At 62.0% G+C, this 25,953-nt stretch carries 22 protein-coding genes; 18 read left to right on the top strand and 4 right to left on the bottom strand.

What is annotated here, in order from left to right:
- The first annotated feature begins 6 nt into the window (after nt 1–6).
- The 3 genes from ABMA32_RS13710 to ABMA32_RS13700 are packed head-to-tail and all read left to right on the top strand — an operon-like array spanning nt 7 to nt 3,570.
- Nucleotides 7–1,542: an ABC transporter ATP-binding protein gene (locus tag ABMA32_RS13710; protein WP_349014304.1), complete on the top strand. Its 1,536-nt coding sequence runs from the start codon at nt 7–9 to the stop codon at nt 1,540–1,542.
- Nucleotides 1,535–2,632 carry an ABC transporter permease gene (locus ABMA32_RS13705; RefSeq protein WP_349014303.1) on the top strand — a complete coding sequence of 366 codons (1,098 nt, stop codon included), beginning with the start codon at nt 1,535–1,537 and terminating at the stop codon, nt 2,630–2,632. The genes ABMA32_RS13710 and ABMA32_RS13705 overlap by 8 nt, the downstream gene beginning before the upstream one ends.
- A gap of 5 nt (nt 2,633–2,637) precedes the next feature.
- Entirely contained in the window at nt 2,638–3,570 is a 933-nt protein-coding gene (locus ABMA32_RS13700; protein ID WP_349014302.1) for an ABC transporter permease, read from the top strand.
- A 169-nt stretch (nt 3,571–3,739) separates the two neighbouring features.
- On the opposite strand, the gene ABMA32_RS13695 is transcribed toward ABMA32_RS13700, so the two are convergent.
- Complete coding sequence (locus ABMA32_RS13695) at nt 3,740–4,705, bottom strand: sugar-binding transcriptional regulator (RefSeq protein ID WP_349014301.1); 966 nt, start codon at nt 4,703–4,705, stop codon at nt 3,740–3,742.
- A gap of 233 nt (nt 4,706–4,938) precedes the next feature.
- Here ABMA32_RS13695 and ABMA32_RS13690 point away from each other — a divergent pair, with 233 nt between their 5' ends.
- From ABMA32_RS13690 to ABMA32_RS13655, 8 genes are all read left to right on the top strand, one after another.
- Complete coding sequence (locus tag ABMA32_RS13690) at nt 4,939–6,249, top strand: ABC transporter substrate-binding protein (protein ID WP_349014300.1); 1,311 nt, start codon at nt 4,939–4,941, stop codon at nt 6,247–6,249.
- A gap of 185 nt (nt 6,250–6,434) precedes the next feature.
- Nucleotides 6,435–7,307 (top strand): carbohydrate ABC transporter permease, encoded by an 873-nt coding sequence (locus tag ABMA32_RS13685; protein ID WP_349014299.1) that lies wholly within the window; start codon nt 6,435–6,437, stop codon nt 7,305–7,307.
- Between the two features lie 9 nt (nt 7,308–7,316).
- Entirely contained in the window at nt 7,317–8,141 is an 825-nt protein-coding gene (locus tag ABMA32_RS13680) for a carbohydrate ABC transporter permease (protein ID WP_349014298.1), read from the top strand.
- A gap of 19 nt (nt 8,142–8,160) precedes the next feature.
- The gene (locus ABMA32_RS13675) at nt 8,161–9,159 is read left to right on the top strand and encodes an ABC transporter ATP-binding protein (RefSeq protein WP_349014297.1); all 999 of its coding nucleotides are present in this window, start codon (nt 8,161–8,163) and stop codon (nt 9,157–9,159) included.
- A 1-nt stretch (nt 9,160) separates the two neighbouring features.
- Nucleotides 9,161–9,931, top strand: a complete 771-nt coding sequence (locus tag ABMA32_RS13670; protein ID WP_349014296.1) for an L-iditol 2-dehydrogenase — start codon at nt 9,161–9,163, stop codon at nt 9,929–9,931.
- A gap of 15 nt (nt 9,932–9,946) precedes the next feature.
- Nucleotides 9,947–11,422: a mannitol dehydrogenase family protein gene (locus tag ABMA32_RS13665; protein ID WP_349014295.1), complete on the top strand. Its 1,476-nt coding sequence runs from the start codon at nt 9,947–9,949 to the stop codon at nt 11,420–11,422.
- 15 nt (nt 11,423–11,437) lie between these two features.
- Entirely contained in the window at nt 11,438–12,118 is a 681-nt protein-coding gene (locus ABMA32_RS13660; RefSeq protein WP_349014294.1) for an HAD family hydrolase, read from the top strand.
- Complete coding sequence (locus ABMA32_RS13655) at nt 12,118–13,740, top strand: FGGY-family carbohydrate kinase (RefSeq protein WP_349014293.1); 1,623 nt, start codon at nt 12,118–12,120, stop codon at nt 13,738–13,740. Before ABMA32_RS13660 ends, ABMA32_RS13655 begins: the two co-directional genes overlap by 1 nt.
- Before the next feature lie 110 nt (nt 13,741–13,850).
- Here the strand turns inward: ABMA32_RS13655 and ABMA32_RS13650 are convergent, their stop codons facing one another.
- Both ABMA32_RS13650 and ABMA32_RS13645 read right to left on the bottom strand, forming a co-directional pair.
- A complete protein-coding gene (locus ABMA32_RS13650; protein ID WP_349014292.1) occupies nt 13,851–14,780 on the bottom strand; it encodes a dihydrodipicolinate synthase family protein in 930 nt (309 codons plus the stop codon).
- Nucleotides 14,781–14,838: 58 nt separating this feature from the next.
- Nucleotides 14,839–15,747 carry a helix-turn-helix domain-containing protein gene (locus ABMA32_RS13645; RefSeq protein ID WP_349014291.1) on the bottom strand — a complete coding sequence of 303 codons (909 nt, stop codon included), beginning with the start codon at nt 15,745–15,747 and terminating at the stop codon, nt 14,839–14,841.
- Nucleotides 15,748–15,917: 170 nt separating this feature from the next.
- On the opposite strand from ABMA32_RS13645, the gene ABMA32_RS13640 reads away from it, so the two are divergent.
- The 7 genes from ABMA32_RS13640 (at nt 15,918) to ABMA32_RS13610 (ending at nt 24,926) form a co-directional block, all read left to right on the top strand.
- Entirely contained in the window at nt 15,918–17,471 is a 1,554-nt protein-coding gene (locus ABMA32_RS13640; RefSeq protein WP_349014290.1) for a sugar ABC transporter ATP-binding protein, read from the top strand.
- 4 nt (nt 17,472–17,475) lie between these two features.
- The gene (locus tag ABMA32_RS13635; RefSeq protein WP_349014289.1) at nt 17,476–18,543 is read left to right on the top strand and encodes an ABC transporter permease; all 1,068 of its coding nucleotides are present in this window, start codon (nt 17,476–17,478) and stop codon (nt 18,541–18,543) included.
- A gap of 50 nt (nt 18,544–18,593) precedes the next feature.
- Complete coding sequence (locus tag ABMA32_RS13630) at nt 18,594–19,703, top strand: substrate-binding domain-containing protein (protein WP_349014288.1); 1,110 nt, start codon at nt 18,594–18,596, stop codon at nt 19,701–19,703.
- A gap of 86 nt (nt 19,704–19,789) precedes the next feature.
- Nucleotides 19,790–21,040 carry an LVIVD repeat-containing protein gene (locus ABMA32_RS13625; RefSeq protein WP_349014287.1) on the top strand — a complete coding sequence of 417 codons (1,251 nt, stop codon included), beginning with the start codon at nt 19,790–19,792 and terminating at the stop codon, nt 21,038–21,040.
- A 10-nt stretch (nt 21,041–21,050) separates the two neighbouring features.
- Nucleotides 21,051–22,469 carry an FAD-binding oxidoreductase gene (locus tag ABMA32_RS13620; protein ID WP_349014286.1) on the top strand — a complete coding sequence of 473 codons (1,419 nt, stop codon included), beginning with the start codon at nt 21,051–21,053 and terminating at the stop codon, nt 22,467–22,469.
- Entirely contained in the window at nt 22,466–23,674 is a 1,209-nt protein-coding gene (locus tag ABMA32_RS13615) for an MFS transporter (RefSeq protein ID WP_349014285.1), read from the top strand. Before ABMA32_RS13620 ends, ABMA32_RS13615 begins: the two co-directional genes overlap by 4 nt.
- Nucleotides 23,675–23,783: 109 nt before the next feature.
- A complete protein-coding gene (locus tag ABMA32_RS13610) occupies nt 23,784–24,926 on the top strand; it encodes an NAD(P)/FAD-dependent oxidoreductase (RefSeq protein ID WP_349014284.1) in 1,143 nt (380 codons plus the stop codon).
- A gap of 44 nt (nt 24,927–24,970) precedes the next feature.
- On the opposite strand, the gene ABMA32_RS13605 is transcribed toward ABMA32_RS13610, so the two are convergent.
- On the bottom strand, nt 24,971–25,933 hold the full coding sequence (locus ABMA32_RS13605; RefSeq protein WP_349014283.1) for a dihydrodipicolinate synthase family protein: 963 nt from the start codon (nt 25,931–25,933) through the stop codon (nt 24,971–24,973).
- Nucleotides 25,934–25,953: the final 20 nt, after the last annotated feature.

Below are 25,953 nucleotides of genomic sequence, written 5' to 3'. Positions count from 1 at the left end.
GGCCATATGCGGGACAAAGCCCGCCCTGGCCCGGGCGCTGATGCCCCGCCGGCCCTGGTGCTGGCGGGCATATCCAAGACGTTCGGCGACTTCGCTGCATTGAGCGACGTGGATTTCGACCTGAGGCCAGGCGAAATCCACGCCCTGCTTGGCGAGAACGGCGCCGGCAAGTCGACGCTCATGAACATTGTTGCCGGCATCTACACACCCGACAGCGGCAGGGTGGCAATCAAGGGCCAGTCTGTCGCGATCCGGGGGCCCTCCGATGCGCAGCAGCTCGGCGTCGGCATGGTCCATCAGCACTACAAGCTGGTGAAGCCGTTCACTGCGCTTGAAAACATTCTCCTTGCGCATCCCGGCGGGTCGTTCCGATCGGCCCGCAGCCGGCTGGAGGCGTTGACGAAGGACGCGTTGGATCGAATAGGATTTGACGTCGATCTCAATCGCACGGTTGAGAGCCTCTCTATTTCGGAACAGCAGCGCGTCGAAATACTCAAGGTCTTGGTTGCGGGTGCAACCATCGTGGTTCTTGACGAGCCGACCGCGGTCCTGACCGACGATGAGGCAGCGCGGCTTTTCAAGGCGATCAGAAGCCTCGCGATGGAGGGACACTCCGTCGTGCTTGTCACTCACAAGCTCTCCGAGGCGCTGAACTACGCCGACCGTATCACCGTCATGCGCGGCGGAAAGGTCGTCCGCACTGTGCTGCCTGCCGAGGTGACCGAGGCGGAACTGACCGAACTCATTGTTGGCAGCGCCCTCAGCGAGCGCAGCCACAGCGCTGGGACGGCGGGCAAGCCGGTTTTGAAACTGCGAGCCATCGAACGCACCGACAGCCGTGGCGGCGGATTGCGCAATCTGACGTTCGATGTCCGGGCAGGCGAAATCTATGGGATCGCCGGCGTTGGCGGCAATGGCCAGAATGCGCTGGTCGAGGTCATCACAGGGCTCAGCCGGGTTGATGCCGGCAACATATGGCTCGATGCGCATGGTGACGTAACCAACCAGCCGTCAGATCGCATGCGCCGGTCGGGCATCGCCTGCATTCCGTCTGATCGCCATTCGGACGCTATTGCGGGCGAGCTTCGGATTGCTGACAACTACGCCATCAGCGGCGTGATCGAGGGCAGGTACGGTTCTACCTTGCGGGTCGATCGACGCCGCATCGCGGCCGATACGCAAGACGCTATCCGGCGCTTCGAAGTCATGGGTGTCCGCAGCCCTTACCAGAAAGCCGGCCTCCTGTCGGGCGGCAACGCACAGAAGCTCGTCATTGCGCGGGAGTTTTCAGGGAAACCTTCGCTGATCATCGCGCATTCGCCGAGCCGCGGTCTCGATGTCAGGGCATCCGCTGCGGTTCACGAACATTTGCGAGCCGCACGCGACCGTGGCGCGGGCGTCATCCTGATCAGCGAGGATCTGGATGAGGTCCTCGTGCTTGCAGATCGCATCGGCGTCATGAACCGGGGCACGATCGTCGCCGAATTCGAAGCGCCTGCTGACAGACAGATGATCGGCAGGGCGATGGTGGGTCATGGCTGAAACGACGATTTCCACGCCCAGCGTTCGGCGCGGTTTCTTCGGCCGCTTCAATCTGGAGGTCCGCGGCCACATGCCGACGGGCCAGCAGATACTGGTGGTAGCCGCCGGCATCATGCTTGGCCTGCTAATTTCCGCGATGCTTCTTGTTCTTTCGGGCGTCAATCCGTCAGGCCTCGTCAACGAGTTTGTCGTCGCGATCTTTACGAGCAAGCGCAATGTTGCAGCCGTCCTGTCCTATGCCGCGCCGTTGACGATAGTGGGGCTTGCTGCCGCGCTGGCATTCAAGGCGCGCTTCTGGAACATCGGCCTCGAGGGGCAGGTCATTCTGGGCGCCATCGGAGCCACGCTCGTCGCCAATCACGACTTTGGCCCGCCGGCACTTCGTCTCGTCATCATGGCGCTGGCTGCGATGGCAGCCGGCGTTCTCTGGATAGGCCTGCCGCTGTTCCTGAAGATCAGGCTCCAGGTGAACGAGATCATCAGTACGCTGCTGATGAACTACATTGCGTTCAACCTGCTTCTTCATCTCCTGTATGGACCCTGGAAAGATCCGCAGAGCGCATTTCCCAATTCAAAGCTCTTCGATGAGGTCGAGCGACTGATGCCGATCGGTTGGCAGAATCTGAACCTTGCACTTCCGATCGCCGTGCTGCTGGTTCTGCTGACTGCCTGGCTACTCGGGATGAGCCGTTACGGATTTCTGCTCAACTTTGTCCACGCCAACGCCCGCATGGCTCGCGCGCTCGGCGTCCGGATCGTTGGCTTAACGGTGCTATTCGCACTCGCTTCGGGCGCCCTTGCAGGGTTTGGCGGCTTTATCATCAGCACCGGCATCGAGAGCCGGCTGACGCAGTCGTTCTTTGCCGGCTACGGCTTCTCCGGAATCCTGATCGCCTTTTTGGCGCGCAACAATCCGTTTGCGGTGGCATTCTTCGCTGTGCTGGTCGCCATTCTCATGGTTGCCGGCCAAAGCCTGCAGGTTTTCTACCAGATTCCATTTGCCATGGTGCAGCTCATACAGGCGATCATCGTCATCTGCGTAGCAGCCTCCGAGTTCTTCATCCACTACCGTCTGAGAATGGTGGAGTAGGCGCGATGGACTTCGTTGTTAACTGGCTCGCGAACGTCCCCGGCTTTGCCGTGCCATTCGCTTTGGCAGCTCTTGGCCTGATCATTTGCGAAAAGGCCGGCGTGCTGAATCTCGGCGCTGAAGGCTACATGCTGGTCGGTGCGATGGCTGGCGCCGGTGCGATGCTTTCGCTTGGCGTACATCCACTGGCTGCACTTGCCATTTCGGCGCTCGCTGCCGGACTCCTTTCGCTTCTCTTTGCCTTGCTGGTGATCGCGCTGCGCGTGAACCAGGTTATCTCGGGCCTTGTGATCGTGTTTTTTGCTCAGGGCCTGACCGCCTTGATAGCGACGAGCCAGGGTTGGACAAACCGGGCGTTCTCCGGCCTCCAGGACCTCCACTTCGGGTTTCTGTCATCCCTGCCTGGCATCGGACGCATCGTCTTCCAGCAAGACCTCATGGTCTATCTGACGATCGTCTTCTTTGCGATCACGGTGCATGTTCTTCGCGCCACCCATGTCGGCATGCGTTTGCGGGCGGTTGGCGAAAATCCCGAAGCGGCTGATGCGGCCGGCGTGCCGGTTGGCTGGTACAGGACGGGTGCGGTTATCGTCGGCTGCATGTTCATCGGTCTTGCTGGAGGCTACCTCTCCGTTGCCGTCTCGAAAATCTGGGTCGACGGCATGTCGGGTGGCCGCGGATGGATCGCCATAGCGCTTGTCATCTTTGCGCGCTGGCAGCCGTGGCCGGCATTGGCGGGTGCCGTGCTTTTCGGCTGCATCGAGGCGCTGATACCACGCATGGCCGCGATTGGCCTTCAACTGCCTCAGTATTTCGTCCTGATGCTGCCCTATGTGGTCACGCTGGCCGTGATGGTGTGGACAAGCCTGTCTGCCAATCGCCGCAGCGGCCAACCGGCGGCGCTTGGTCAGCCCTTTGTCAGGGAAGAACGGAGGTAGGCGGATTCGGTAGCGAAGCCGCAGAGGCCGCGACCCACCGATAGACACCGCAGTGTGCGGATCGTCACGCGCGATGAGGTTAGTTGCGAGAATATTCTATGTCCGCAGCCCGCATGCCAGATTACTTTCCAAGGGCGTTGTCCCAACCTTTAAGCATCCGCACGCAGAGCTATAGGTTCGTGGCTAAAAGAGATTGTGCCGTCAGTTCGTCGGTGATCAGGCCGTTTACAAGCCTTCGGGTTATGGCCGCCAGAATGCCGAGGAGCTTGTTGTCGCCTTTCGCCAGAGCGACGACAAGTGATGTCTCACGAGACGGGAGCGGCGCCGAGGCGACCCGATCGTTGGTCAGGCCGGGGATGAGCTTTCCTTCCCTGTCGAACACCCAGCCCATGATCTCAGCCACCCCGCCGGCCCTCTGCAGCGCTTTCAGCTCCGCTTCGGTGACGAAGCCGTCCTGGTAGAGCGGCGCCTTCGGTCCGAGGTCGCCGATGCCGACGAAAGTGATATCCGGGTTCGTTGCCAGCTGAAGCGTCGTCTGAATCATGGGCTGGCGCAGCAGCATGGCACGTTCCTCCGCGGAAGATGCGATCACGGGCAGGGGCATCGGGAAGCTGCGGGATTTGATGCGATCGGCCATCGTGAAAATGACGTTGTAAAATGCCGCGGAGCCATCCGGAGAAATGTTGCCGGTCAACGATACGATCTTGTGTTGCGGACACTCCATTGCCGGGAGTTGTTCGATCGCGGCCTTCAAGGTGCGACCGGTTCCGATTGCCATCACGATGGGCTTGTCCATTCTCAACCAGCGCTCGATCTCGGCGGCGGCGGCCTCCGCCACGCCGAGCGTCGTCGATGTCGAGGACGGGTCGCTTGGGACGATCTCAACGTAGTCAAGCGCAAACCGCCCCTTCAGCCGGGAAGCAAGGTCGAGGCAACTGGCGATCGGGTGATCGACCCTGACCTTGATCAGTCCTTCCGACACCGCAAGTGACACGAGACGCTGAGCGGTTTGGCGGGAGACGCCCAGCTTCGTCGCGATTTGATCCTGTGTGTTCCCGGCAATGTAATAAAGCCAACCAGCCCGTGCGGCATCATCAAGCCGAGGATTCGCCGTGCTGTCCTGTTTGCCGTTCATACCCCGGTTCCCGCAACTCGTCGCCTGCTTGTGCCATTTTCGCAGGATGGCTCCATCAGTGCAATTGTCCGTCGCAAATAGCGAAAACTCATGTCTTCCAGCCTTTGGAACCTTGATCTTATTGGTGTCTAGTGCGGTGCAGCAATGAATCCGGCTTGACTCCAAAATTCCTGATGCGAATAATTGCCCATAACCAAAGCAAATGCTCAATTGGTTTATGGGAGGAATTCTGGATGAAACTGAAAACGCTCGTTCTGAGCCTATGCTCCGCCAGCGTGCTGGCTTTTGCTGCGCATGCCGAAACCATAACCATCGCCACGGTCAACAATGGCGACATGATCCGCATGCAGAAGCTGACGGACGACTTCAAGGCGAAGAACCCCGACATCGAATTGAACTGGGTCACGCTCGAGGAGAACGTGCTGCGCGAGCGCGTCACTACCGACATCGCCACCAAGGGTGGGCAGTACGACGTGATGACGATCGGCACCTACGAGGTTCCGATCTGGGCCAAGCAGGGCTGGCTTCTGCCGCTCGACGACCTCGGCGCTGACTATGACGCAGCCGATATCATTCCCGCGATCGCCGGTGGCCTCACGGCCGATGGCAAGCTGTTTGCCGCGCCGTTCTACGGCGAGTCCTCATTCGTCATGTACCGCAAGGACCTGATGGAAAAGGCCGGACTGACCATGCCCGACGCGCCGACATGGGAATTCATCGGCGAGGCCGCGCGCAAGATGACCGACCGCGCCAACGACATCAACGGCGTGTGCCTGCGCGGCAAGGCCGGCTGGGGCGAGAACATGGCATTCCTGACCGCCATGTCGAATTCGTTCGGCGCGCGCTGGTTCGACGAGAGCTGGCAGCCGCAGTTCGACCAGCCCGAATGGAAGAACACGCTCGATTTCTACGTAAAGCTCATGAACGATGCAGGCCCTGCGGGGGCGTCGTCCAACGGCTTCAATGAAAACCTCGCGCTGTTCCAGCAGGGCAAGTGCGGCATGTGGATCGACGCAACGGTCGCGGCCTCATTCGTCTCAAATCCGAAGGACTCCACGGTGGCCGATAAGGTTGGCTATGCTCTGGCGCCCGACAACGGCCTCGGCAAGCGTGGCAACTGGCTGTGGGCATGGTCGCTGGCGATCCCTGCGGGTACCCAGAAGGCCGACGCAGCAAAGAAGTTCGTCTCCTGGGCGACCGACAAGGCCTATCTCGACCTCGTCGCATCGAAGGAAGGCTGGGCCAACGTGCCTCCAGGCACACGCACTTCGCTCTACAACAACGCCGAGTACCAGAAGGCGGCGCCTTTCGCGAAGATGACGCTGGACTCGATCAATTCGGCCGATCCGAACAAGCCAACAGTCAAGCCTGTTCCATATGTTGGCGTGCAGTTTGTGGCAATCCCCGAGTTCCAGGGCTTGGGCACGACGGTCGGCCAGCTGTTCTCGGCAGCCTTGGCGGGCCAGATGTCTGTCGACGACGCACTCGCCCAGGCGCAGTCCGTCTCGGTTCGTGAGATGACGCGAGCCGGCTACATCAAGTAGTTCGAAGGCATCCTCCCGATGCCTTGCCGTCCGGGGTCTTCCCTGTACCCGGACGGCACATTTCCGGTGCTACTGCCGTAGCCCCTGACGTTTCTCATCTCGCTTCAGGCAGCAACGGCAGCCCGACGGAACCAAGTTTTCTGCATCCAGGATTCCGCGGCAGAAAGCCGCGCGAGGACACGACCATGGCCACAAGACAGACGCGAACACTCGCCCGCTTCATGATGGCCCCATCGGTCATACTGCTGCTCTTCTGGATGATCGTGCCACTGGCGATGACGCTGTGGTTTTCCTTCCTGAACTACAACCTGCTCAATCCCGGCAACGTCAGCTTCGCCGGCCTGTTCAACTACCGATTCTTCCTGACCGACCCTGCCTTCGTCCAGTCCATCTGGAACACGCTCCTGCTGGTGCTCGGCGTCCTCCTCATCACGGTCGTCGGAGGCATCCTGCTTGCGCTGTTGCTTGACCAGCCGATCTTCGGCCAGGGCATCGTCCGCATCCTTGTGATCTCACCCTTCTTCGTCATGCCGCCGGTTGCGGCGCTGGTTTGGAAGAACATGATCATGCACCCCGGCTACGGCGTGTTCGCTGACATCGCGAAGTTCTTCGGTGCGCAGCCCATCGACTGGTTTGCGCAATACCCGTTGCTGTCGATTATCATAATCGTCGCCTGGCAGTGGCTGCCGTTTGCGACGCTGATCCTGCTGACCGCGCTGCAGTCGCTGGACAGCGAGCAGAAGGAAGCCGCCGAGATGGACGGTGCAAATTTCGTCAGCCGATTCATCTACCTGACGCTCCCGCACCTGGCTCGCGCCATCACCGTGGTCATTCTCATCCAGACGATCTTCCTGCTCAGCGTCTACGCGGAAATCCTGGTCACCACCAATGGCGGTCCGGGTTACGCCTCAACGAACCTGCCGTTCCTCATCTACCGCACCGCGCTGCTCGGCTACGACGTCGGCGGGGCTTCGGCAGGCGGCGTCATCGCAATCGTCCTCGCAAACATCGTCGCGATCTTCCTGATGCGCGCGGTCGGCAAGAATCTGGATCGGTAGGAGACAGCCATGGCGCGCGCGATCTCGACACGCAGCAAGTTCGGATGGACGCTCGCCGCATGGGCGGTGGCGTTGATCATCTTCTTTCCGATCCTCTACACGGTCATCACCTCGCTCAAGACCGAGTCCGAGGCGATCGCGGGTTTCAACTTGATCCCTTCCTTCACGCTTGAAAATTATGTCGAGGTCCAGACACAGCGGGACTATTTCCGTCCCTTCATGAATTCGGTGATCATCGCGGTCGGCTCCACGCTGCTCGGCATCATCATCGCAGTGCCAGCCGCATGGTCGATGGCCTTCTCGCCGACGCATCGCACCAAGGACATCCTGATGTGGATGCTTTCCACCAAGATGATGCCGGCCGCCGCAGTGCTGGTGCCGATCTACCTTCTGTTCCGCGACTTCGGGCTGCTCGACAGCCGCATCGGTCTGACGCTCATGCTCATGCTGATAAACCTGCCGATCGTGGTTTGGATGCTCTACACCTATTTTCGCGAGATACCCGGCGAGATCCTTGAAGCCGCGCGGATGGACGGCGCAACGCTGTGGGGCGAAATCTGGTACGTGCTGACGCCAATGGCGGTGCCGGGGATCGCATCGACAATGCTGCTCAACATCATCCTCGCCTGGAACGAGGCGTTTTGGACGATCCGGCTGACCACCACAAACGCCGCGCCTTTGACCGCATTCATAGCTTCCTTCTCCAGCCCGCAGGGCCTGTTCTGGGCGAAGCTTTCCGCTGCCTCGACGCTGGCGATTGCCCCGATCCTGATCATGGGGTGGTTCAGTCAAAGACAACTGGTGCGCGGCCTGACCTTCGGCGCGGTCAAGTAGGAGATATGGGGAGCGAACGATGGGCCAGATAACGCTGAAGAACGTCCGGAAGTCCTTTGGGGCGACGAACATTATCCCGAACATCAATCTCGAAATCGAAAACGGCGAGTTCGTCGTCTTCGTCGGCCCGTCCGGCTGCGGAAAGTCCACGCTGCTCAGGCTCATTGCGGGACTGGAAGACACCACGTCCGGTACCATCGCCATCGACGGCCGCGATGTGACAAACGAAGCTCCCGCCAAGCGCAAGCTGGCGATGGTGTTCCAATCCTACGCCCTCTATCCGCACATGACCGTTGCGAAGAACATCGCCTTTCCGCTGAAAATGGCCGGCGAGAGTCCGGAGACGATCGAAAGGAAGGTGGCGGACGCGGCGCGTGTGCTGAACCTTTCGAACTATCTCGAACGGCGTCCCGGCCAGCTTTCGGGTGGCCAGCGCCAGCGTGTCGCGATCGGCCGTGCCATCGTGCGACAACCCTCCGCCTTCCTCTTCGACGAACCGCTATCAAACCTTGACGCCGCTTTGCGCGGTACGATGCGTCTGGAAATCTCCGAGCTGCACAATCAGCTCAAGACCACGATGATCTATGTCACGCATGACCAGGTCGAAGCCATGACCATGGCCGACAAGATCGTCGTGCTTAACGCAGGCAATATCGAGCAGGTCGGCTCGCCGCTCGAACTCTATCGCTCGCCGAAAAATCTCTTTGTCGCGGGCTTCATCGGTTCGCCACGCATGAACCTGATCGAAGGCAATCCGGCTGCGGACCACGGTGCCGCGACGATCGGCATCCGGCCGGAGCATCTTTCGGTTTCGACCACTGAGGGCAAGTGGAAGGCAACCGTCGGCGTGGCCGAACATCTTGGCTCGGATACATTCCTGCATGTTACGGCCGACGGCGTTGGCCCGCTCACCGTGCGAGCGGGCGGCGAGATCGGCGCACATCACGGTGACACGATCTTCCTGACGCCGGATGCCGCCAAGATCCACCGCTTCACCCCGGACGGACTGGCGATCTGAGATGCGGCTTGCAGGCAGATCGGCGCTGATCACCGGGGCCGCACGCGGCATTGGCCGGGCCTTCGCCGAAGCCTATGTGCGCGAGGGCGCGACGGTGGCGATCGGCGATATCAACCTCGCCGCAGCCGAGCGGACAGCGAGCGCAATTGGGCCGCAAGCCTATGCAGTGCATTTGGATGTCACGAGCCAGGACTCGATCGATGCTGCCATTCGTGCGGTCGAGCAGAAAGCGGGAGGGCTCGACATTCTCGTGAACAACGCTGCCTTGTTCGATGCTGCGCCCATCGTCGATATCACCAGAGCAAGCTATGACAGGCTGTTTTCGGTCAACGTCGCCGGCGCATTGTTTACGCTGCAAGCTGCAGCCCGCTCGATGATTGCCCGGGGCAAGGGCGGCAAGATCATCAACATGGCGAGCCAGGCGGGGCGGCGGGGCGAAGCACTCGTCGCCGTCTATTGCGCCACCAAGGCAGCCGTCATTTCGCTAACCCAATCGGCCGGGCTCGACCTGATCAAACACCGCATCAACGTCAATGCGATTGCGCCGGGCGTGGTCGACGGCGAGCACTGGGACGGCGTCGACGCCCTGTTTGCGAAATACGAGAACCGCAAGCCCGGCGAGAAGAAGAAGCTTGTGGGCGAGGCTGTGCCCTATGGGCGCATGGCAACGCCCGACGACTTGACCGGTATGGCGATCTTCCTCGCCAGCTCGGAAGCCGACTACATCGTGGCGCAGACCTACAATGTCGACGGCGGCAACTGGATGAGTTGAAAGGTATCGGGTTCGATGAGTGTAAAACTCTCCCTTTCCAATCTGGACAGGATGCCGTCCGGCGTCGCCGTCCCTGGCTATGCGAGGAATGATCTGAAGGCAGGAATCCTGCATTTCGGCGTCGGCAACTTTCATCGTTCGCACCAGGCCGTTTATCTCGACCGGCTCTTCAACAGCGGCAAGGGTCTCAATTGGGCGATTGTTGGCGCTGGTGTGTTCGAGGGGGAGAAGGCTGGCCGCCTTAAGCTGAAGGAACAGGATTGGCTGACTACCGTTGTCGAGCAAGACGCCGGCCACAAGCAGGCTCATGTAACCGGCGCGATGATCGACTTCCTGACACCGGGCGACGCTGATGCCATCATAGGCAAGCTCGCCGATCCTGCGATCCGCATCGTCTCGCTCACCATCACCGAGGGTGGCTATTTCATCAATCCGGCGTCCGGGAAGTTCGACCCGGCGCATCCGGATATCGTCTCTGATGCTAAAAACATCGCAAAACCGACGACTGTTTTCGGGTTGATCCTCGCAGGCCTTATCCGGCGGCGAGAGCTCAAGCTCAAACCATTCACAGTCATGTCCTGCGACAACATTCCTCACAACGGCAAGGTGACAGCCGATGCCGTTACGGGACTGGCCGGGTTGGTCGACAAGGAGTTGGCAGCGTGGGTTTGCGACACCGTGGCGTTCCCGAACGGAATGGTCGACCGCATCACGCCCGCCACGACCGATCGCGAGCGCACGATGCTTTCTCGGGATTTCGAGGTGGAGGACAACTGGCCGGTCTTCTGCGAACCCTTCATTCAGTGGGTCCTGGAAGACAGGTTCACCAATGGCCGGCCTGCGCTGGAAGAAGTCGGCGTCCAGTTCGTACAGGACGTGTCACCCTTTGAGCTCATGAAGATCCGAATCCTCAACGGAGGACATGCGACGATCGCCTACGTGTCCGGGCTACTCGACATCCACTTCGTCCATGAGGGGATGGAGGACCCGATGGTGCGGGCGTTCCTGGACAAGCTTGAGAAGGAAGAGATCATCCCGACGGTGCCGCCAGTGCCGGGCGTCGTGCTCGACGATTACTACGCGTTGATCGCACGCCGCTTCTCCAACCCCACCATCGGCGACACGATCCGCAGGCTTTGCCTTGATGGGTCCAACCGGCAGCCGAAATTCATTATTCCAACGATCGCTGACAGGTTGAAGGCTGGCCAAGGCATAAATGGCCTGGCGCTGGAATCGGCACTTTGGTGCCGCTACTGCTTCGGCACCATGGACTCGGGGACACTCATCGAGCCGAATGACCCCAACTGGGAACGTATGACTGCTACAGCCAGAAAGGCGAAGGACGATCCCCCAGCATGGCTGGCAATGGGCGACATCTACGGTGAAGTCGGCCGCAATACCGCTTTTGCGGATGCTTTTTCACGCGGCCTGAGATCGCTCTGGTCAGAGGGCACGCGTGCAACGGTGCAGCGCTATCTCGGTGGCGCCTGAGAGCGCGGCCGTCCAATGCCGCCCGCGCCAAAGCTCGTGATTTTTGATTGTGACGGCGTGCTGGTCGACAGCGAGCCGATTTCCGTCTCGGTTCTGGTGGATCATCTGCGCAAAGCTGGTCTCAGCCTGAACGAGAGCGATGCCTACAGGTTGTTTCTCGGCCGCAGCATGGGTGCGATCGAGGCTCTTCTGGAGCAGGATTTCCGGCTTACTCTGACACGCCCGCAACTCGACGACATCAGGACGGAGACGTTTCGTCGTTTTCGCGCCGCGCTAAGGCCTGTGCCGGGAGTCGTCGAGACGCTGCCGCGCTTGCCGCGCTGTTGCGTCGCCTCGTCAAGCGGGCTGGATCGAATCCGCCTTTCGCTGTCGCTTACCGGCCTGCTGGAAATGCTCGAACCGCACATATACAGTGCCTCTATGGTAGCGAGGGGCAAGCCGGCGCCCGATCTCTTCCTGCGTGCAGCGAGCGAGATGGGTGTCCGAGAGGAGGATTGCGTCGTCGTGGAGGATAGTCCGGCCGGAATCGATGCCGCAAAGCGAGCCGGCATGAGGGTGCTTGCCTTCACCGGCGCCTCGCATGCGGCCGATGCCGGCCTGACAAATGTACTGGCGTCTCTGAAGCCGGATGCCGTCTTTTCGGACATGACGCAGTTGCCTAACCTGCTTGCGGACAAAGACGAGCGCGCCTGCTGATGGAACGATATGTCTGCGCCGTCGATGTGGGGACGGGAAGCGCGCGGGCGGGTGTTTTCGACCAAGTAGGTACGCTGATTGGCCGCGCCGAACATCCCATCCAGATGCATAGGGCGCAGGCGGATCACGCGGAGCATGATTCCCGCGACATCTGGGGTGCGGTCTGCCACGCCGTGAAGGGAGCGATGGCCAGAGCCAATGTCCCACCGCAGTCCGTTGCCGGTATAAGCTTCGACGCCACATGCTCGATCGTCGTCGTTGACGCGGACGGCGGACAGGTGAGCGTCTCGACAAGCGGCGAGAATCGGTGGGACACGATCGTCTGGCTCGACCACCGTGCGCTCGCGGAGGCAGATGAGTGTACGGCCACCGGCCATCGCGTCCTCGACTATCTGGGCGGCGTCATGTCGCCCGAGATGGCGACGCCAAAGCTCATGTGGCTGAAGCGGCATATGCCGGCAAGCTGGAAACGGGCGAGCCACATATTCGACCTGGCCGATTATCTCGCCTGGCGCGCGTCAGGGTCGCAGGCGCGATCGCTGTGTACGATGACTTGCAAATGGACCTATCTCGCGCACGAGAATCCGGGGTGGCAGCGCGACTTTTTTGCCGGCGTGGGGCTGGACGACATCTTTGCGCGCGCGGGCCTGCCTGAAACCGCCAGCCCCGTCGGGTCCGATCTCGGACCTCTCACTGCGCAATCGGCGAGGGAACTCGGCCTAACCTCGGATTGCCGGGTGGCGACGGGCGTGATCGATGCGTATGCCGGCGCGCTCGGCGTGATTGGCGGTCTCGCCGGCGGCGTCGGTGACCTCAAACGCCATCTGGCGCTTATAGCCGGCACATCGAGTTGCGTGATGGCGATGTCGCCGACCGCCGAAGCGTTTGTCGGAGGCTGGGGTCCCTACTACGGCGCGGCTTTGCCTGACTGCTGGATCGCGGAGGGCGGGCAGTCAGCAACCGGCGCGCTGCTCGATCACATCATCCGCCTGCATGGCGCGGGGGGCGAGCCGACGGCAGATCGTCATCGCGCGATAGCCGAGCGCATCATGGCGGTGCGTGCAGAACAGGGTCTCGATCTCGCCGGCCGGCTCCATGTCCTGCCGGATTTTCATGGCAACCGGTCGCCGCTGGCTGACCCGCATGCGCTTGGCGTCATCAGCGGGCTAAACCTGGATGCGTCCTTCGACAGTCTGTGCCACCTCTACTGGCGCACCGCGGTCGGCATCGCGCTGGGCGTGAGGCACATCCTGGACACGCTGAACGCCAGCGGCTTTGTTATCGACACATTGCACGTCACAGGCGGTCACACGAAGAACCCGCTGTTGATGGAGCTCTACGCCGATGCCGTCGGCTGCACGGTTGTGGAGCCGATAGCGGACGAAGCGGTGCTGACCGGCACGGCGGCGCTCGCAGCAACCGCTGCGGGTCTCTACCCGGACGTGGCCAGCGCATGCGCCGGCATGCGCCAGCCAGGCAGGGAACGACGTCCAAAACATGAAGCGAAGGCGCGCTTCGATCACGACTACCGGGTGTTCCTGGAAATGCATCGCCAGCGCAAAGTGATCGATGAGATGTCATTTGGCTACGACGGGACGACTGAGTGTCCAATTGAAGCTTGATGCGGAGGCTGCCTTACTGGGTACAGCTCCATTTTATGGTCTTCGCCTACGGCAAGCCGTTCGCCCAAGGTTACATACGGGTGAAAAGGCTGACGGGCGCCGTATCGCGATCAGCCCTGGCTCAGTTCGCCCGAAAGGCCTGGCATAGCGAAACCTACCGCTGCCAGCGCCGACATCAATTCGTCGCCCTGCGCCTCGCCGAAACGTACAAGCGGTGGCCGGACTGTGGCAAAGTCCGCATGGCTACCTAGCCGCGCCGTCGCGGTCTTGAGAGCGGCAATCATCGGCCTTGTTTCGAATATCTTGCGCACTGGGTTGAGGACCTGCTGGAGACTTTCCGCGTTTGGCTGATCCCAGTTATTGCAGAGACTATCGATCGCCGCCGGATTGACGTTCGCGCAGGCCGAAATGCAGCCCGCGCCGCCGTGGCGCATGGTTTCGAGGAGCAGGGATTCGCTGGCGCAGAACACGCGCAGTTGCGGGAATTCGCGCAGCACGCTCAGCGTGTTTTCAAGCACGCCGGACGAATCCTTCAGGCCCACGACGGTGTCCGGATAGCGCGAAACCAGCCTGTCGATCAGCGGAAGCGTGATCGGGACGCCGGAAAACTGCGGGATGTGATAGAGTAGCACCTTCAGGCTCGCGTCGCCGATCCGCTCGATAACTTCCGCATAGCTGGCGAAAACGCCGTCCTCGCTGACGTTCTTGTAGAAGAAGGGCGGCAGCATCAAAACAGCCGCCGAGCCGGCATTCACCGCCGCACGGGTGAGCACAACGCTGTCGGGCAGGGCGCTTGCTGCTGTCCCCGGAACCAGCCGCGATGCAGGAATTCCACTGGCCAGCAGATTGTCGAGGAGTTCCAACCGCTCGTCCACTGACAACGAGTTGGCTTCGGAATTGGTGCCGAAGACGGCGAGGCCTGCATTGTTGGCCAGCAGCCATTTGCAGAAGCGGAGGTGGGCCCTCTTGTCGATGGAAAGGTCGGCCTTGAATGGTGTAAGCACCGGGGCGAATACCCCGCTAAGCAGTTCGGTGGGCAAGGCGTCCTCCGTGAGATGCGACTGTCGTTTGCCGGCATACCAAAACTAGAAAATTCTTTCAGTTATTACTTTTTTCGGCCTTATGTTGCAGTGCGGTATCCGCATGGTCGCGGCAGCACTGCAATGCGGCTCGATTGCGTTGCCGATATTCGCCCGGCGACATGCCGGAGCGGTTGCTGAAAGCCGTCGTGAACGAACTGACGCTCGAATAACCCACATTCTGCGCGACGGCTTCGATCGGCAGGTTATCCTGTGCGAGCAGTTCCATGGCGCGCATCATCCGGACCTCCATGATCAGTGTCTTCAGCCCGAAAGAGAACTCTTCGTGCGATAGGCGCTGCATGGTGCGTGGAGCGAGATGGCAGGCGTCACAGGCGTCGGAAACAGTGGCGTCCTCCAGATGTGCGCTGACATAATTGATGAAGGCACGCATCTCGTCGGATTTCGCCGCGGGAAGCCACAGCATCTTGGGATTGGAGAACCATTCCTGGCAAAGGTGCGAGAGCGTCCTGAAAAGCTGACGCAGTGTGTCGGCTCCGTCCGACCCCCGCTGTGCGATGCTTAGCATGAGCGCAAGCAGTTCGTGGACAAGCGGATTGGCCTGCGTCACCCAGCAGCCGTGATGGTGCCAGGGATGATCCTTGGGATCGAGGAAAACGACATGCGCGCGCATGCCGCGCGACGTGCGCAGGTTGAAGGGGCGGTCGGCCGGAACGAAGATCATGTGGTTGGGTATGACGAGCCATCCGCCGGATCCGCCCTCGACGTCGATCTGCCCCTGCATGACCAGGATCATCTTGTGCATGCGGTCGCCCGCAGAGGATTCGCTCCAGCGGTTGCAGTCGATCACGGCGATTGAAGGCTCGCGGGACTCGCTTTCCGAGAAGCGGCGCGCCCCTCCCGGTATCAGCTTGAACGGCCTTGTCGTTCGCTCGAGCCTGGCGGCGGTCGTTACACCTCTAGGCACCTGTTTCTCCCTGTTCCACCGAGGCTCTGTCAGGCCGCGAACGCTGTCGAAAGACGCAGAAATGTTTGTGTGCACTGCACGAATAAGATTGTTCTTGCATATTTTTAGAAAAATGGCCAGCATTGTATCGCTATCGAATTCATGAGCCGTTCTGGGGAGGAGGGCACGTCATGACGACCGAGGCTGCTCTTGTGCCCGAAGCTGGCGCGTCCGATGCCCTGACCATCAGGGGGCTCTACAAGACGTTTGGCGCGACGAAGGCGGTGCAGGATGTCGACCTGACGCTGCCGCGTGGCGAAATCCTCGCCCTTCTCGGGCAGAACGGCGCCGGCAAATCCACGCTGGTGAAGATACTGGCGGGCGTCATCGCCGCCGACAGCGGCGAAGTCATGCTCGACGGCAAGCCCTATGATCTTCGCCGCGACCGCCACGCGATCGCTTTCGTCCATCAGGATCTTGGCCTGATCGAGTGGATGACGGTCGCCGAGAACATCGCCATGGCGCAGGGCTTCACGCGCCGGTTCGGCCTCATCGACTGGACGCGGGTTGAAGAGCAGGCGCGACAGTCGCTCAAGGATATCGCGCCGGCCATCGACCCGCGCAAACGGGTCAGCGATCTCACGCGCACCGAAAAGTCGCTGGTTGCGATCGCCCGCGCCGTTGGCATCGGGGCAAGCGTGCTGGTTCTGGACGAACCGACGGCCAGCCTGCCGAAGGACGACGTCGAAGTGCTGTTTTCCGTGCTGCGCGGCCTCAAGAAGCGCGGCGTCAGCATGATCTACGTTTCTCACCGCCTCGACGAGATTTTCGCCATCTCGGATTGCCTTCTCGTGCTGCGCGATGGCCGCGTAGCGGATTCGCGGCGGACCTCGGAGTCGAACCCGGAAAGCCTGGTCAGTTCCATCATCGGGCGCGCGCTGGAAAACGCCTTCGTGCGGCCACCCAGCAAGGAGTCCGAGACGGTCCTCGTCTGCACGGATGTTGCCGGCGAAACCGTTGGCCCGGTATCCTTTTCCGTCAAGCGTGGCGAGATCGTCGGCCTCGTTGGCCTGCGTGGCGCCGGCCACGAAGTGGTCAGCCGCATCCTGATCGGCGACGAACCGCAGGTTTCCGGGACCGTTACGATCCACGGAAAGCGGCTGGATCATTCCTCTCCCGATAAGGCAATCGCGGGAGGCCTTGGCGTGATCGGTGCGGATCGCCTTGCGGAATCGATCGCGCCCGGACTGTCGATCCGGGAGAACATGTATCTGAATCCGCTCGCGATCGGTAGCAGTCTGCTGTCGTGGAGATCGCCCGCCGCGGAGGTTGCGGAATGCCGAGATGCCGGCCGCAGCGTCGGCCTCGTGCCGAATGCGCCCGAAGCGCCGATCGAAAGCCTTTCGGGAGGCAACCAGCAGAAGGTCGTATTGTCACGTTGGATCCGCGTCGCGCCCGAGGTTCTCATCCTCGAAGACCCCACCGCCGGCGTCGATGTAGGAGCCAAGAACGAAATCTACCGGCTGCTCGCGCGCCAGCTCGAGGCCGGCCAAGCCATCCTGCTCATCTCCACCGATTTCGAGGAGGTGGCGGCTATCTGCCATCGCGCCCTCGTGTTTCGCAACGGGAAGATCGAGAGCGAGATCGATGAAGGTGCGATGAGCGTAGAGGCCGTGACGCTTGCCTCATCCATGGCGGAAAGCACCTCGCACCGCGCCGTCCCAATTCAGGCTGGAGGTCGATAGACACATGCAATCCGTCAAGTCGACTGCACTGGAGCCGACCGCCGTCGAATTGGAGACGATGTCGCTTGGCCAGAAGATCGCCAGGCTCATTCCGGTCTATGGCCTGCTCATCTTCACGGTGCTGCTGATCGTCATCTTCTCGATCCTCCTGCCCAACACCTTCCCGACGATGCTGAACCTGCGTTCCATCCTCGGCGACAAGGCGATCATCGCTATCCTGTCGCTGGCGGCGATGATCCCGATGGCGGCGGGCCGAATCGATCTTACCGTCGGATACGGTATCGTGCTGTGGCACATTCTGGCGATCGCTCTCCAGACCAACGTCGGCCTTCCCTGGCCGGCTGTCGTGGTGATCGTTCTTTTGGCCGGATGCTTCCTCGGGCTGCTCAACGGCTTGCTGGTGGAGATCGCGCGCATCGATTCCTTCATCGCCACGCTCGGCACCGGTACGGTGCTCTACGCAATCGCCCTCTGGTACACGGAGGGCCGCCAGATCGTCGGCATGCTGCCTCCGGGCTTCACCGGTCTCTACACGTGGCAACCCTTCGGCATTCCCGTCGTCGCGTTCTACGTGCTCGTCATCAGCCTCGTCATGTGGATCGTCATGGAATACACGCCGATCGGCCGCTGCCTCTATGCGATCGGCGCAAATCCGCGTGCGGCCGAACTGAACGGCATTCCCAACCGACGCTTTATCATCGGAGCCTTCGTCGCGGCGGGGTTGCTGGGCGCACTGGCCGGCCTGCTGCTGGCTGCTCGCCTGCGTATCGGTCAGGCAAGCGTCGGCCTCGAATATCTTCTGCCCGCTCTGGTTGGCGCGTTCCTAGGATCGACCACCATCCGTCCCGGCCGCGTCAACGTCTGGGGCACGATCGTCGGCGTGGCGATCCTCGCGGTCGGCATATCCGGCATCCAGCAATTCGGCGGCGCGTTCTACATCGAGCCGCTCTTCAACGGCGTCACGCTTCTGATTGCCATCGGCCTTGCGGGCTATGCGCAGAAGCGTCGCGGTCTCGCAAGGCCCGCGGCCGCACCGGCGCCGAGCAACGCACATCCGCCAGCAGGCGGATGACACAAGCCTTCGCATGTCGCGGAGAAGCATACTTCGGGAGGAGTAAAAACATGAGGCTTACAAGGAAATTGCAGTTTGCCGCCGCCCTGTGCGCGGTGTCGGCGCTCGGTATCGCGTCGGCATCAGCCGATGCGGTGTCCGACGCCAAGGATTTCGTTGCCAAGGTCAGCACGCCGAATGCGCCGTGGAGCGGTCCGACCACCGGGCCGAAGGCGCTGCCGGGCAAGACCATCATCTATGTCTCGACTGACCAGCGTAATGGCGGTGCCCGCGGCGCTGGCGAGGGAGTCAAGGCCGCCGCCGAAAGGATCGGCTGGACCTTCAAGGAAAGCGATGGCCAGGGTTCGGTTGCCGGTCGCGCCACCGCGCTCAACCAGGCGATTGCTTCCAAGCCTGACGTTATTGTCCTGGGCGGCATCGACGCCACGGAGCAGGCGGCGGTGATTGAGGATGCGGCCAAGCAGGGCATCGTCGTCGTCGGCTGGCATGCCTACGGCAAATCCGGCCCGCATGATACTCTGCCGATCTTCACCAACATCACGACCGATCCGCTCGAAGTCGCACGCGCAGCCGCGTCCTACCCCTGTGCCGAACTGAACGGCAAGGTCGGCGCGGTGATCTTCACCGACAGCACCTACGAGATCGCGGTCAAGAAGTCCGATGCGATGGCCGAAGTCATCAAGGCCTGCGGCGAAAGCAAGGTGCTTGAGATCGTCGACACACCGCTTGCCGACGCCTCAAACCGCATGCCGCAGCTCACCACCTCGCTGCTGCAGCGCTACGGCGATGCCTGGACGACATCGCTCAGCATCAACGACCTGACTTTCGACTTCATGGCTCCATCGCTGGCAGCCGCCGGCATCGGCGGAACGGGCAACCCGCTCGCCATCTCTGCTGGTGACGGCAGCGAGGTCGCGTTCCAGCGTATTCGCGCCGGAGAATATCAGGCGGCCACCGTGGCAGAGCCTCTCTTCCTGCAAGGCTGGCAGATCGTCGACGAAGCCAACCGCGCGCTCAGCGGAGAGAAGGACAGCGGCTTCGTCGCTCCGGCCCACCTCTTCCTTCCATCCAACATCGAGCACGATGGCGGCCCCAAGAACATCTACGACCCCGGCAACGGCTATGCCGACGCCTACGCCAAGATCTGGGGCGTGAACTGACAAGCGTTTCGGGGGCGGCCACGCGCCGCCCCCGAATTCCGACAGTCACGGCGTTTTACGGCGCCACAGCAACAGGACTTCCCAAGATGTCTGCGTCCAGCCTGCCCAAGCCCGACTTTGCCCGCAACATGACGCTCATTGGCCACAGCGACCAAGGCGGCCGGCCGGACGGCGTGCAACTCATGGTCAACAAGGGCTTCGCCTATATCGGCCACATGTTCTCCAAGGGCTTCAGCGTGGTCGACGTGCGCGATCCCCGCAATCCGGTCGGAGTGGACTATATCGCCGCGCCACCGAACACTTGGAACATCCATCTCCAGACTTATGGCGACCTGCTGCTGGTCATCAACGCCAAGGATATGTTCGCATCGGCCGAATTCCAGGACGAGAAGGCCTACTACACCGGCCAGATCGGCAAGAAGGTCGGTACGGCTTCGGGTGTCGTGGAAAAGAACTGGACTGCCGGCATGGCCGTCTACGACATCTCGACCCCCGGCAAGCCGCGCAAGATCGGCTTCATGCCGGTCAAGGGCGGCGGCATCCACCGCATCTGGTACACCGGCGGTCGCTACGCCTATGCCTCGGCGCTGCTTGACGGCTTCACCGACTACATCTTCATCACCATCGACATGTCCGATCCCGCCAATCCCGTCGAGGCCGGACGCTACTGGCTGCCGGGCATGAACGAGGCAGCAGGCGAGGTGCCGACCTCGGACAGGCGCGCCGGCCTGCACCACCCAACGGTTTCCGGTGACACCGCATACTGCGCATGGCGCGACGCGGGGCTTGTCATCCTCGACGTCAAGGACGCCACAAATCCGAAGCTGAAGGTGCACCGTAACTGGTCTCCGCCGTTCAAAGGCGGCACGCACAACTGCCTGATGCTGCCCGACCGCGACCTTCTGGTCGTGGCTGACGAGTCTGTCCTCGACAATTACGAGGACGGCTTCAAGCCGATCTGGCTTTTCGATATGCGCGAGCCGTCGAATCCGGTCAGCATCTCGACGTTCCCGGAACCGGCCGAGGCCAACTACAAGTCCAAGGGCGGCCATTTCGGCCCGCACAACATCTATGAAAACCGGCCGGACGGTCTGGTCAGCTCGAAATACATCTTCGCGACGCTGCAGAACGCCGGCATTCGTGTCTTCGACATCAGCAACCAGTACCGCCCGGAAGAGGTCGGCGCGTTCGTTCCGCCGGAGCCGGCAACCCTGATGGACCGGCGCCCCAACCGCAAGAAGGTGATCCAGAACTGCGACGTCTATGTCGACAAGGAGGGGCTGGTCTACGCCAACGACTACAATGGCGGCCTTTACATCCTGGAATTCAAGGGCTGAGGCGCATTCCTTGCACGACACCTTTCTTGCCGGATGCCGGTCGGCGATCGGTACGGAGCACGTGTGGACGGAAATGGCCGACACGCAGCGCTTCACGCATGATTTCTGGGACCAGTACAAGGGCCACGCGGCTGCCGTGCTTCGGCCCGGCAGCACCGACGAGGTCGCGGCTGTCCTTGCGCTCGCCTCGAAGCATGGCGTGGCCATCGTGCCGCAGGCCGGCAACACGGGACTGGTCAATGGCGGTGTGCCGGATGCGACCGGCAGTCAGGTCGTGCTGTCGGTCGAGCGCCTTGACCGCATCCGCGCAGTAGATCCTGCCGGCGACTACCTTATCGCCGAGGCAGGCTGCATCCTCGACGACGTGCAGGCTGCCGCCGCCGCTGCCGGCCGGCTGTTTCCGCTGGCGATGGGATCGAGCGGATCATGCCGCATCGGCGGCAACATCGCCACCAATGCCGGCGGGCTCAACGTCCTGCGCTATGGAATGACCCGCGAACTGGTGCTTGGGCTTGAAGCCGTCCTGCACGACGGCTCCATCCTCGATTTGCTGCGCCCGGTGCGCAAAGACAATACCGGCTACGACCTGAAGCAGCTTTTCATCGGTTCGGAGGGAACGCTCGGGGTCGTTACCGCTGCCGTCCTGCGGCTGATGGCGCAGCCGCGCGAACGCGTCACGTTCTGGCTGGCGGTCGAAACGCCCGAACATGCCGTCAGCCTTTTCCGCACATGCCGGAGCCGTTTTGGCGAGTTGATATCCGCCTTCGAAATCATCGCCTCGGAAGGCGTCGAGATTGCCGTCAACGGCCTCCCCGGAGCGCGCCGCCCTGTCGGCGAGCCAGCGCCGTGGCATGTGCTCATCGAGGTCGCCTGGACCTTTGGCGAGGGCTTGCGCGGGCAGGTGGACGCCATGCTGGAAGACATCCTGTCCGAAGGCCTCTGCCTCGACGGCACAGTCGCCGAAAACGAGGCTCAGCGCGCCAACATGTGGCGGCTTCGCGAGGGCCAGAGCGAAACGGCGCGCGCCTTTGGCTACATCCTGCGCAGCGACGTGGCCGTCGCCATCGCGGATATCCCCGACCTGCTGGCCTGGACACAGCAACGACAGGCATCGCTCGTCGACGTCGGCATCCGGATACTGCCCTTCGGCCACATCGGAGACGGCAACCTGCACATCAACTTCGTGCTTCCGCCGGGAACGGACACCGGTCTTCACGCAGGGCTGCTGGAAGGCCTCTATGATCAGGTCGACCGGCTCGGCGGCTCGATCAGTGCCGAGCACGGTGTCGGTCGCGCCAAGCGCGAAGCCGTCTCGCAGCGCAAGTCCGCGGCCTCCCGCGATCTGTCCCGGCGCATCAAGCGCGCGCTTGATCCCGACAATCTGCTGAACCCGGGTGTCGTGCTGACACGGGAAGAGAGTTCCCCATGACAGCTTCCGCGGCCACCGCTGCTCGGGCCCACCTGCCGATCCAGATTTACGCGCTGACCGCCGCCGCCTTTGCCATCGGCACGACGGAATTCGTCATCATGGGCCTCCTGCCGGAAATCGCCGCGGACCTGCAGGTGTCCATTCCGTCGGCCGGGCTCTTGGTCGCCGGCTACGCGCTTGGCGTGGTCGTCGGCGCGCCCATCCTCACGCTGGGCACGCTCCGCTTCGAGCGCAAGTCGCTGCTGCTCGCCCTCATGGGCCTGTTCATCGCAGGCAACGTCATCGCTGCCATTGCGCCCAGCTACACGGTGCTGCTGCTCGCCCGCGTGGTGGCCGCTCTCTGCCACGGCACCTTCTTCGGCGTCGGCGCTGTCGTCGCCGCAAGCCTGGTGCCCAAGGAACGGCAGGCCAGCGCCATCGCCCTGATGTTCACCGGCCTGGCGCTCGCCAATATCCTCGGCGTGCCGGGTGGAACGGCAGTCGGCCACATGTTCGGCTGGCGCGCGACCTTCTGGTGCGTCAGCGCCATCGGTGCGGCGGCGGCCGTAGCGATCGCCATCCTTATCCGTCCGATGCCGGCCCCGCCGTCGCGCGGTATCGCTTACGAACTCGTTGCGGTGCGTAATCCCAGCCTCTGGCTGGCGCTCGGCACCACAGTGTTCGGATTTGGCGGCGTCTTCGTCATCCTCACCTTCATCGCGCCGATCCTGCAGGATGCCACTGGAATGTCGCCGAACGGCGTGGCGATCGCGCTTCTCGTTTTCGGTGCGGGTCTCACGCTTGGCAACCCGGTTGGTGGCCGTTTTGCAGACCGCGCCCTGATGCCCTCGCTAATCGCCATCCTCATCGCGCTGTCAGCGCTGCAGCTCGTCTTCGGCTGGGCGATGTTCAACAAGGTTGCGGCCTTTGCCTTTCTCTTCTGCTGGGGGGTGGCCGCGTTTGCCACGATCGCACCGTTGCAGACGCGCGTGGTGCGCTCGACGCCCCAGGCGCCTGCGCTGGCCTCTTCTCTCAACATTGCTGGCTTCAATCTGGGCAATGCCTGCGGCGCCTTCATCGGCGGCGCGCTCATCAAATATGGCTTCGGCTATCCCATCCTTGCCGTTGCAGGTGCGGTCGTGACTGCCTGCGGCATCCTGCTGGCCCTTGCCGGCGCCCGGCAGGATCGGCGGCCAGGTGTGGCGGAACATGCGTCTGCTTCGTGATGGTCAGCCATTGGTCTTCGGGATTAACATCCCTGTGGCTGGAGGACGATATGTGGGTAGCCATGGCCCATGTGTTCGCTCGTCGACCATTCCGTAGACGGTGCTCGTAATGGAAGAAGTGGAATGCCTCGTCATCGGAGCCGGCGTAGTCGGTCTTGCGGTGGCGCGCGCACTGGCATGCGCGGGCAGGGAAGTCATCATCGTCGAGCGTGAGGACGCTATCGGCACGCAGACCTCTTCCCGAAATAGCGAGGTGATCCACGCGGGCATCTACTATCCTCGCGACAGCCTCATGGCGCGCTTCTGCGTTACGGGAAGGCAGGCGCTCTATGACTATTGCGCCACCCGAACGGTGCCTCACAGTCGCTGCGGCAAGCTTGTCGTGGCCACGGACGAAACCGAAGCCGAGCAATTGGGGTCGATTGCGACTCGGGCCAGGCTCAACGGCGTCACAGATATTGCGGAGATCGACGCATCTCGGGCGCTCAAGATGGAACCGGCTCTTCGCTGTACGGCAGCGCTCCACTCACCCTCGACGGGCATCGTGGATGGTCACGCGCTGATGCTTTCGTTTCGAGGAGAAGCCGAGAGCCGCGGCGCGATGATCGCCTTCAATTGTCCCTTTCTCGGCGGCAGGCCGGAGCGAGGCGGCTTCGCCGTGGATCTGGGGGGCGACACGCCGACGACGTTGCACGCTCGACTTGTCGTCAATTCGGCAGGGCTTTTTGCTCCTGATGTCGCTGCACGCATCGAAGGGATAGAGCTAGCATCCGTGCCACAGGCGTACTTTGCGCGCGGAAGCTATTTTACGCTGACGGGCCGTTCGCCTTTTTCACGGCTGGTTTATCCCGTGCCGGTGGCCGGCGGGCTGGGTACTCATCTTACCATCGATCTCGCGGGACAGGCCCGTTTTGGGCCGGATGTTGAATGGATCGATTCCATTGATTATTCCGTGGATGCATCCCGTTTGCCGCTGTTTGCGGAAGCGATCCGCAGATACTGGCCTGACCTGGATGAGAGCCGCCTGCGCCCAGGCTATGCCGGCATTCGGCCGAAGATCGTACCGCCGCAAGTCGCACGGCAGGATTTTGTCATCCAGGGCAGCGACGGTCATGGCCTGACAGGTCTCATAAACCTCTTCGGCATCGAATCCCCAGGGCTTACGGCGTCGCTTGCCATCGCCAACCATGTGCGAGGTCTCGCGGATACCGAAATGAACCGACCCGCGACCATTACCGGCGCGCGCCAGTAATCCCGGTCGTTGCCTTGGCGGCGCGTCCTGACGCTCTTACGGCGCTAGCCCATGTAGGTCTGGACTGCGCCGGGCAGCTTGCTCCATTCGGCGTACCAGGCATTGAACAGCTTGAACTGGGCGTTGACGTAGCCGATCTGGCTGTCGCTCAGCCTGTCGGTTTCGTTGAAGTGGAGCATGTATTCCTTGTCGCCCTTCAGGACCATCATGTGCTTGTAAAAGAGCACGAGGTCGGCACCCTCGTCGAAGGACGAAAGGACGCCGAGTGCCTGCTCCAGCTCAAGGGCGCGCTGTCGCGCTTCGACATCGTCCGCGGCGGCTGCCTGCGAGAGCTTGCAGAGGTGGATAACCTCCTTAGGCAGGACGTTGCCGATGCCGGTGATTGCGCCTTTCGCGCCGCAGTTAACGAAGCCGTGGAAGACGGCGGTGTCGACGCCGACCATAAGTGCGATGTCGTCGTTGCCGCTGGTAATATGCTCGGCGGCGTAGCGCAGGTCGGACGGGCCGCCGAACTCCTTGAAGCCGACGAGGTTCGGATGCTCGGCGCGCAGGGCGAAGAACAGGTCCGCGCGGGTCGCAAAGCCGTAGTATGGGCTGTTATAGATTACGGCGGGCAGATCAGGCGCTGCGAACAGGATCGCCTTGAAATGCGCCTTCTGCGCGCTGGGCGACGTACCGCGCGAAAGGACGCGCGGAATGACCATGAGGCCCTTCGCGCCGACTTTCTGGGCGTGGGCGGCATGGGCGACCGCCGATGCCGTGTTGACCGCGCCGGTACCGACGATGACGGGAACGCCGGCCTTCGTCAGCCTTTCCACGCCCTCCATCCGCTGTGCGTCGGTCAGCAGCGGCCAGTCGCCCATCGACCCGCAATAGATCACAGCCGACATGCCCTTGCCGATCAGTTCCTTGCCCTTGCGCACGAGGTTGTCGAAATCGGGAGTGCGGTCGTCCTTGCATGGGGTCATCAGGGCGGGCATCACGCCGGAAAAAACATCAGCCTTCATATCGTTCAACTCCAATAGCA

It is taken from the genome of Mesorhizobium quangtriensis (genome assembly GCF_040081925.1).
Lineage (GTDB): Bacteria > Pseudomonadota > Alphaproteobacteria > Rhizobiales > Rhizobiaceae > Mesorhizobium_K > Mesorhizobium_K quangtriensis.
Note: the sequence above shows the minus strand (reverse complement) of the source record. Positions and strands in the feature narration are given on the sequence as shown.

Bases quoted from the DNA above. Each gene is read 5' to 3' on its own strand.
- ABMA32_RS13635 (WP_349014289.1), top strand. From the start codon at position 17,476: ATGCAATCCGTCAAGTCGACTGCACTGGAGCCGACCGCCGTCGAATTG.
- ABMA32_RS13665 (WP_349014295.1), top strand. From the start codon at position 9,947: ATGAGTGTAAAACTCTCCCTTTCCAATCTGGACAGGATGCCGTCCGGC.
- ABMA32_RS13700 (WP_349014302.1), top strand. From the start codon at position 2,638: ATGGACTTCGTTGTTAACTGGCTCGCGAACGTCCCCGGCTTTGCCGTG.
- ABMA32_RS13675 (WP_349014297.1), top strand. From the start codon at position 8,161: ATGGGCCAGATAACGCTGAAGAACGTCCGGAAGTCCTTTGGGGCGACG.
- ABMA32_RS13615 (WP_349014285.1), top strand. From the start codon at position 22,466: ATGACAGCTTCCGCGGCCACCGCTGCTCGGGCCCACCTGCCGATCCAG.
- ABMA32_RS13680 (WP_349014298.1), top strand. From the start codon at position 7,317: ATGGCGCGCGCGATCTCGACACGCAGCAAGTTCGGATGGACGCTCGCC.
- ABMA32_RS13690 (WP_349014300.1), top strand. From the start codon at position 4,939: ATGAAACTGAAAACGCTCGTTCTGAGCCTATGCTCCGCCAGCGTGCTG.
- ABMA32_RS13705 (WP_349014303.1), top strand. From the start codon at position 1,535: ATGGCTGAAACGACGATTTCCACGCCCAGCGTTCGGCGCGGTTTCTTC.
- ABMA32_RS13605 (WP_349014283.1), bottom strand. From the start codon at position 25,933: ATGAAGGCTGATGTTTTTTCCGGCGTGATGCCCGCCCTGATGACCCCA.
- ABMA32_RS13695 (WP_349014301.1), bottom strand. From the start codon at position 4,705: ATGAACGGCAAACAGGACAGCACGGCGAATCCTCGGCTTGATGATGCC.
- ABMA32_RS13655 (WP_349014293.1), top strand. From the start codon at position 12,118: ATGGAACGATATGTCTGCGCCGTCGATGTGGGGACGGGAAGCGCGCGG.
- ABMA32_RS13625 (WP_349014287.1), top strand. From the start codon at position 19,790: ATGTCTGCGTCCAGCCTGCCCAAGCCCGACTTTGCCCGCAACATGACG.
- ABMA32_RS13630 (WP_349014288.1), top strand. From the start codon at position 18,594: ATGAGGCTTACAAGGAAATTGCAGTTTGCCGCCGCCCTGTGCGCGGTG.
- ABMA32_RS13660 (WP_349014294.1), top strand. From the start codon at position 11,438: ATGCCGCCCGCGCCAAAGCTCGTGATTTTTGATTGTGACGGCGTGCTG.
- ABMA32_RS13685 (WP_349014299.1), top strand. From the start codon at position 6,435: ATGGCCACAAGACAGACGCGAACACTCGCCCGCTTCATGATGGCCCCA.
- ABMA32_RS13610 (WP_349014284.1), top strand. From the start codon at position 23,784: ATGGAAGAAGTGGAATGCCTCGTCATCGGAGCCGGCGTAGTCGGTCTT.
- ABMA32_RS13670 (WP_349014296.1), top strand. From the start codon at position 9,161: ATGCGGCTTGCAGGCAGATCGGCGCTGATCACCGGGGCCGCACGCGGC.
- ABMA32_RS13710 (WP_349014304.1), top strand. From the start codon at position 7: ATGCGGGACAAAGCCCGCCCTGGCCCGGGCGCTGATGCCCCGCCGGCC.
- ABMA32_RS13640 (WP_349014290.1), top strand. From the start codon at position 15,918: ATGACGACCGAGGCTGCTCTTGTGCCCGAAGCTGGCGCGTCCGATGCC.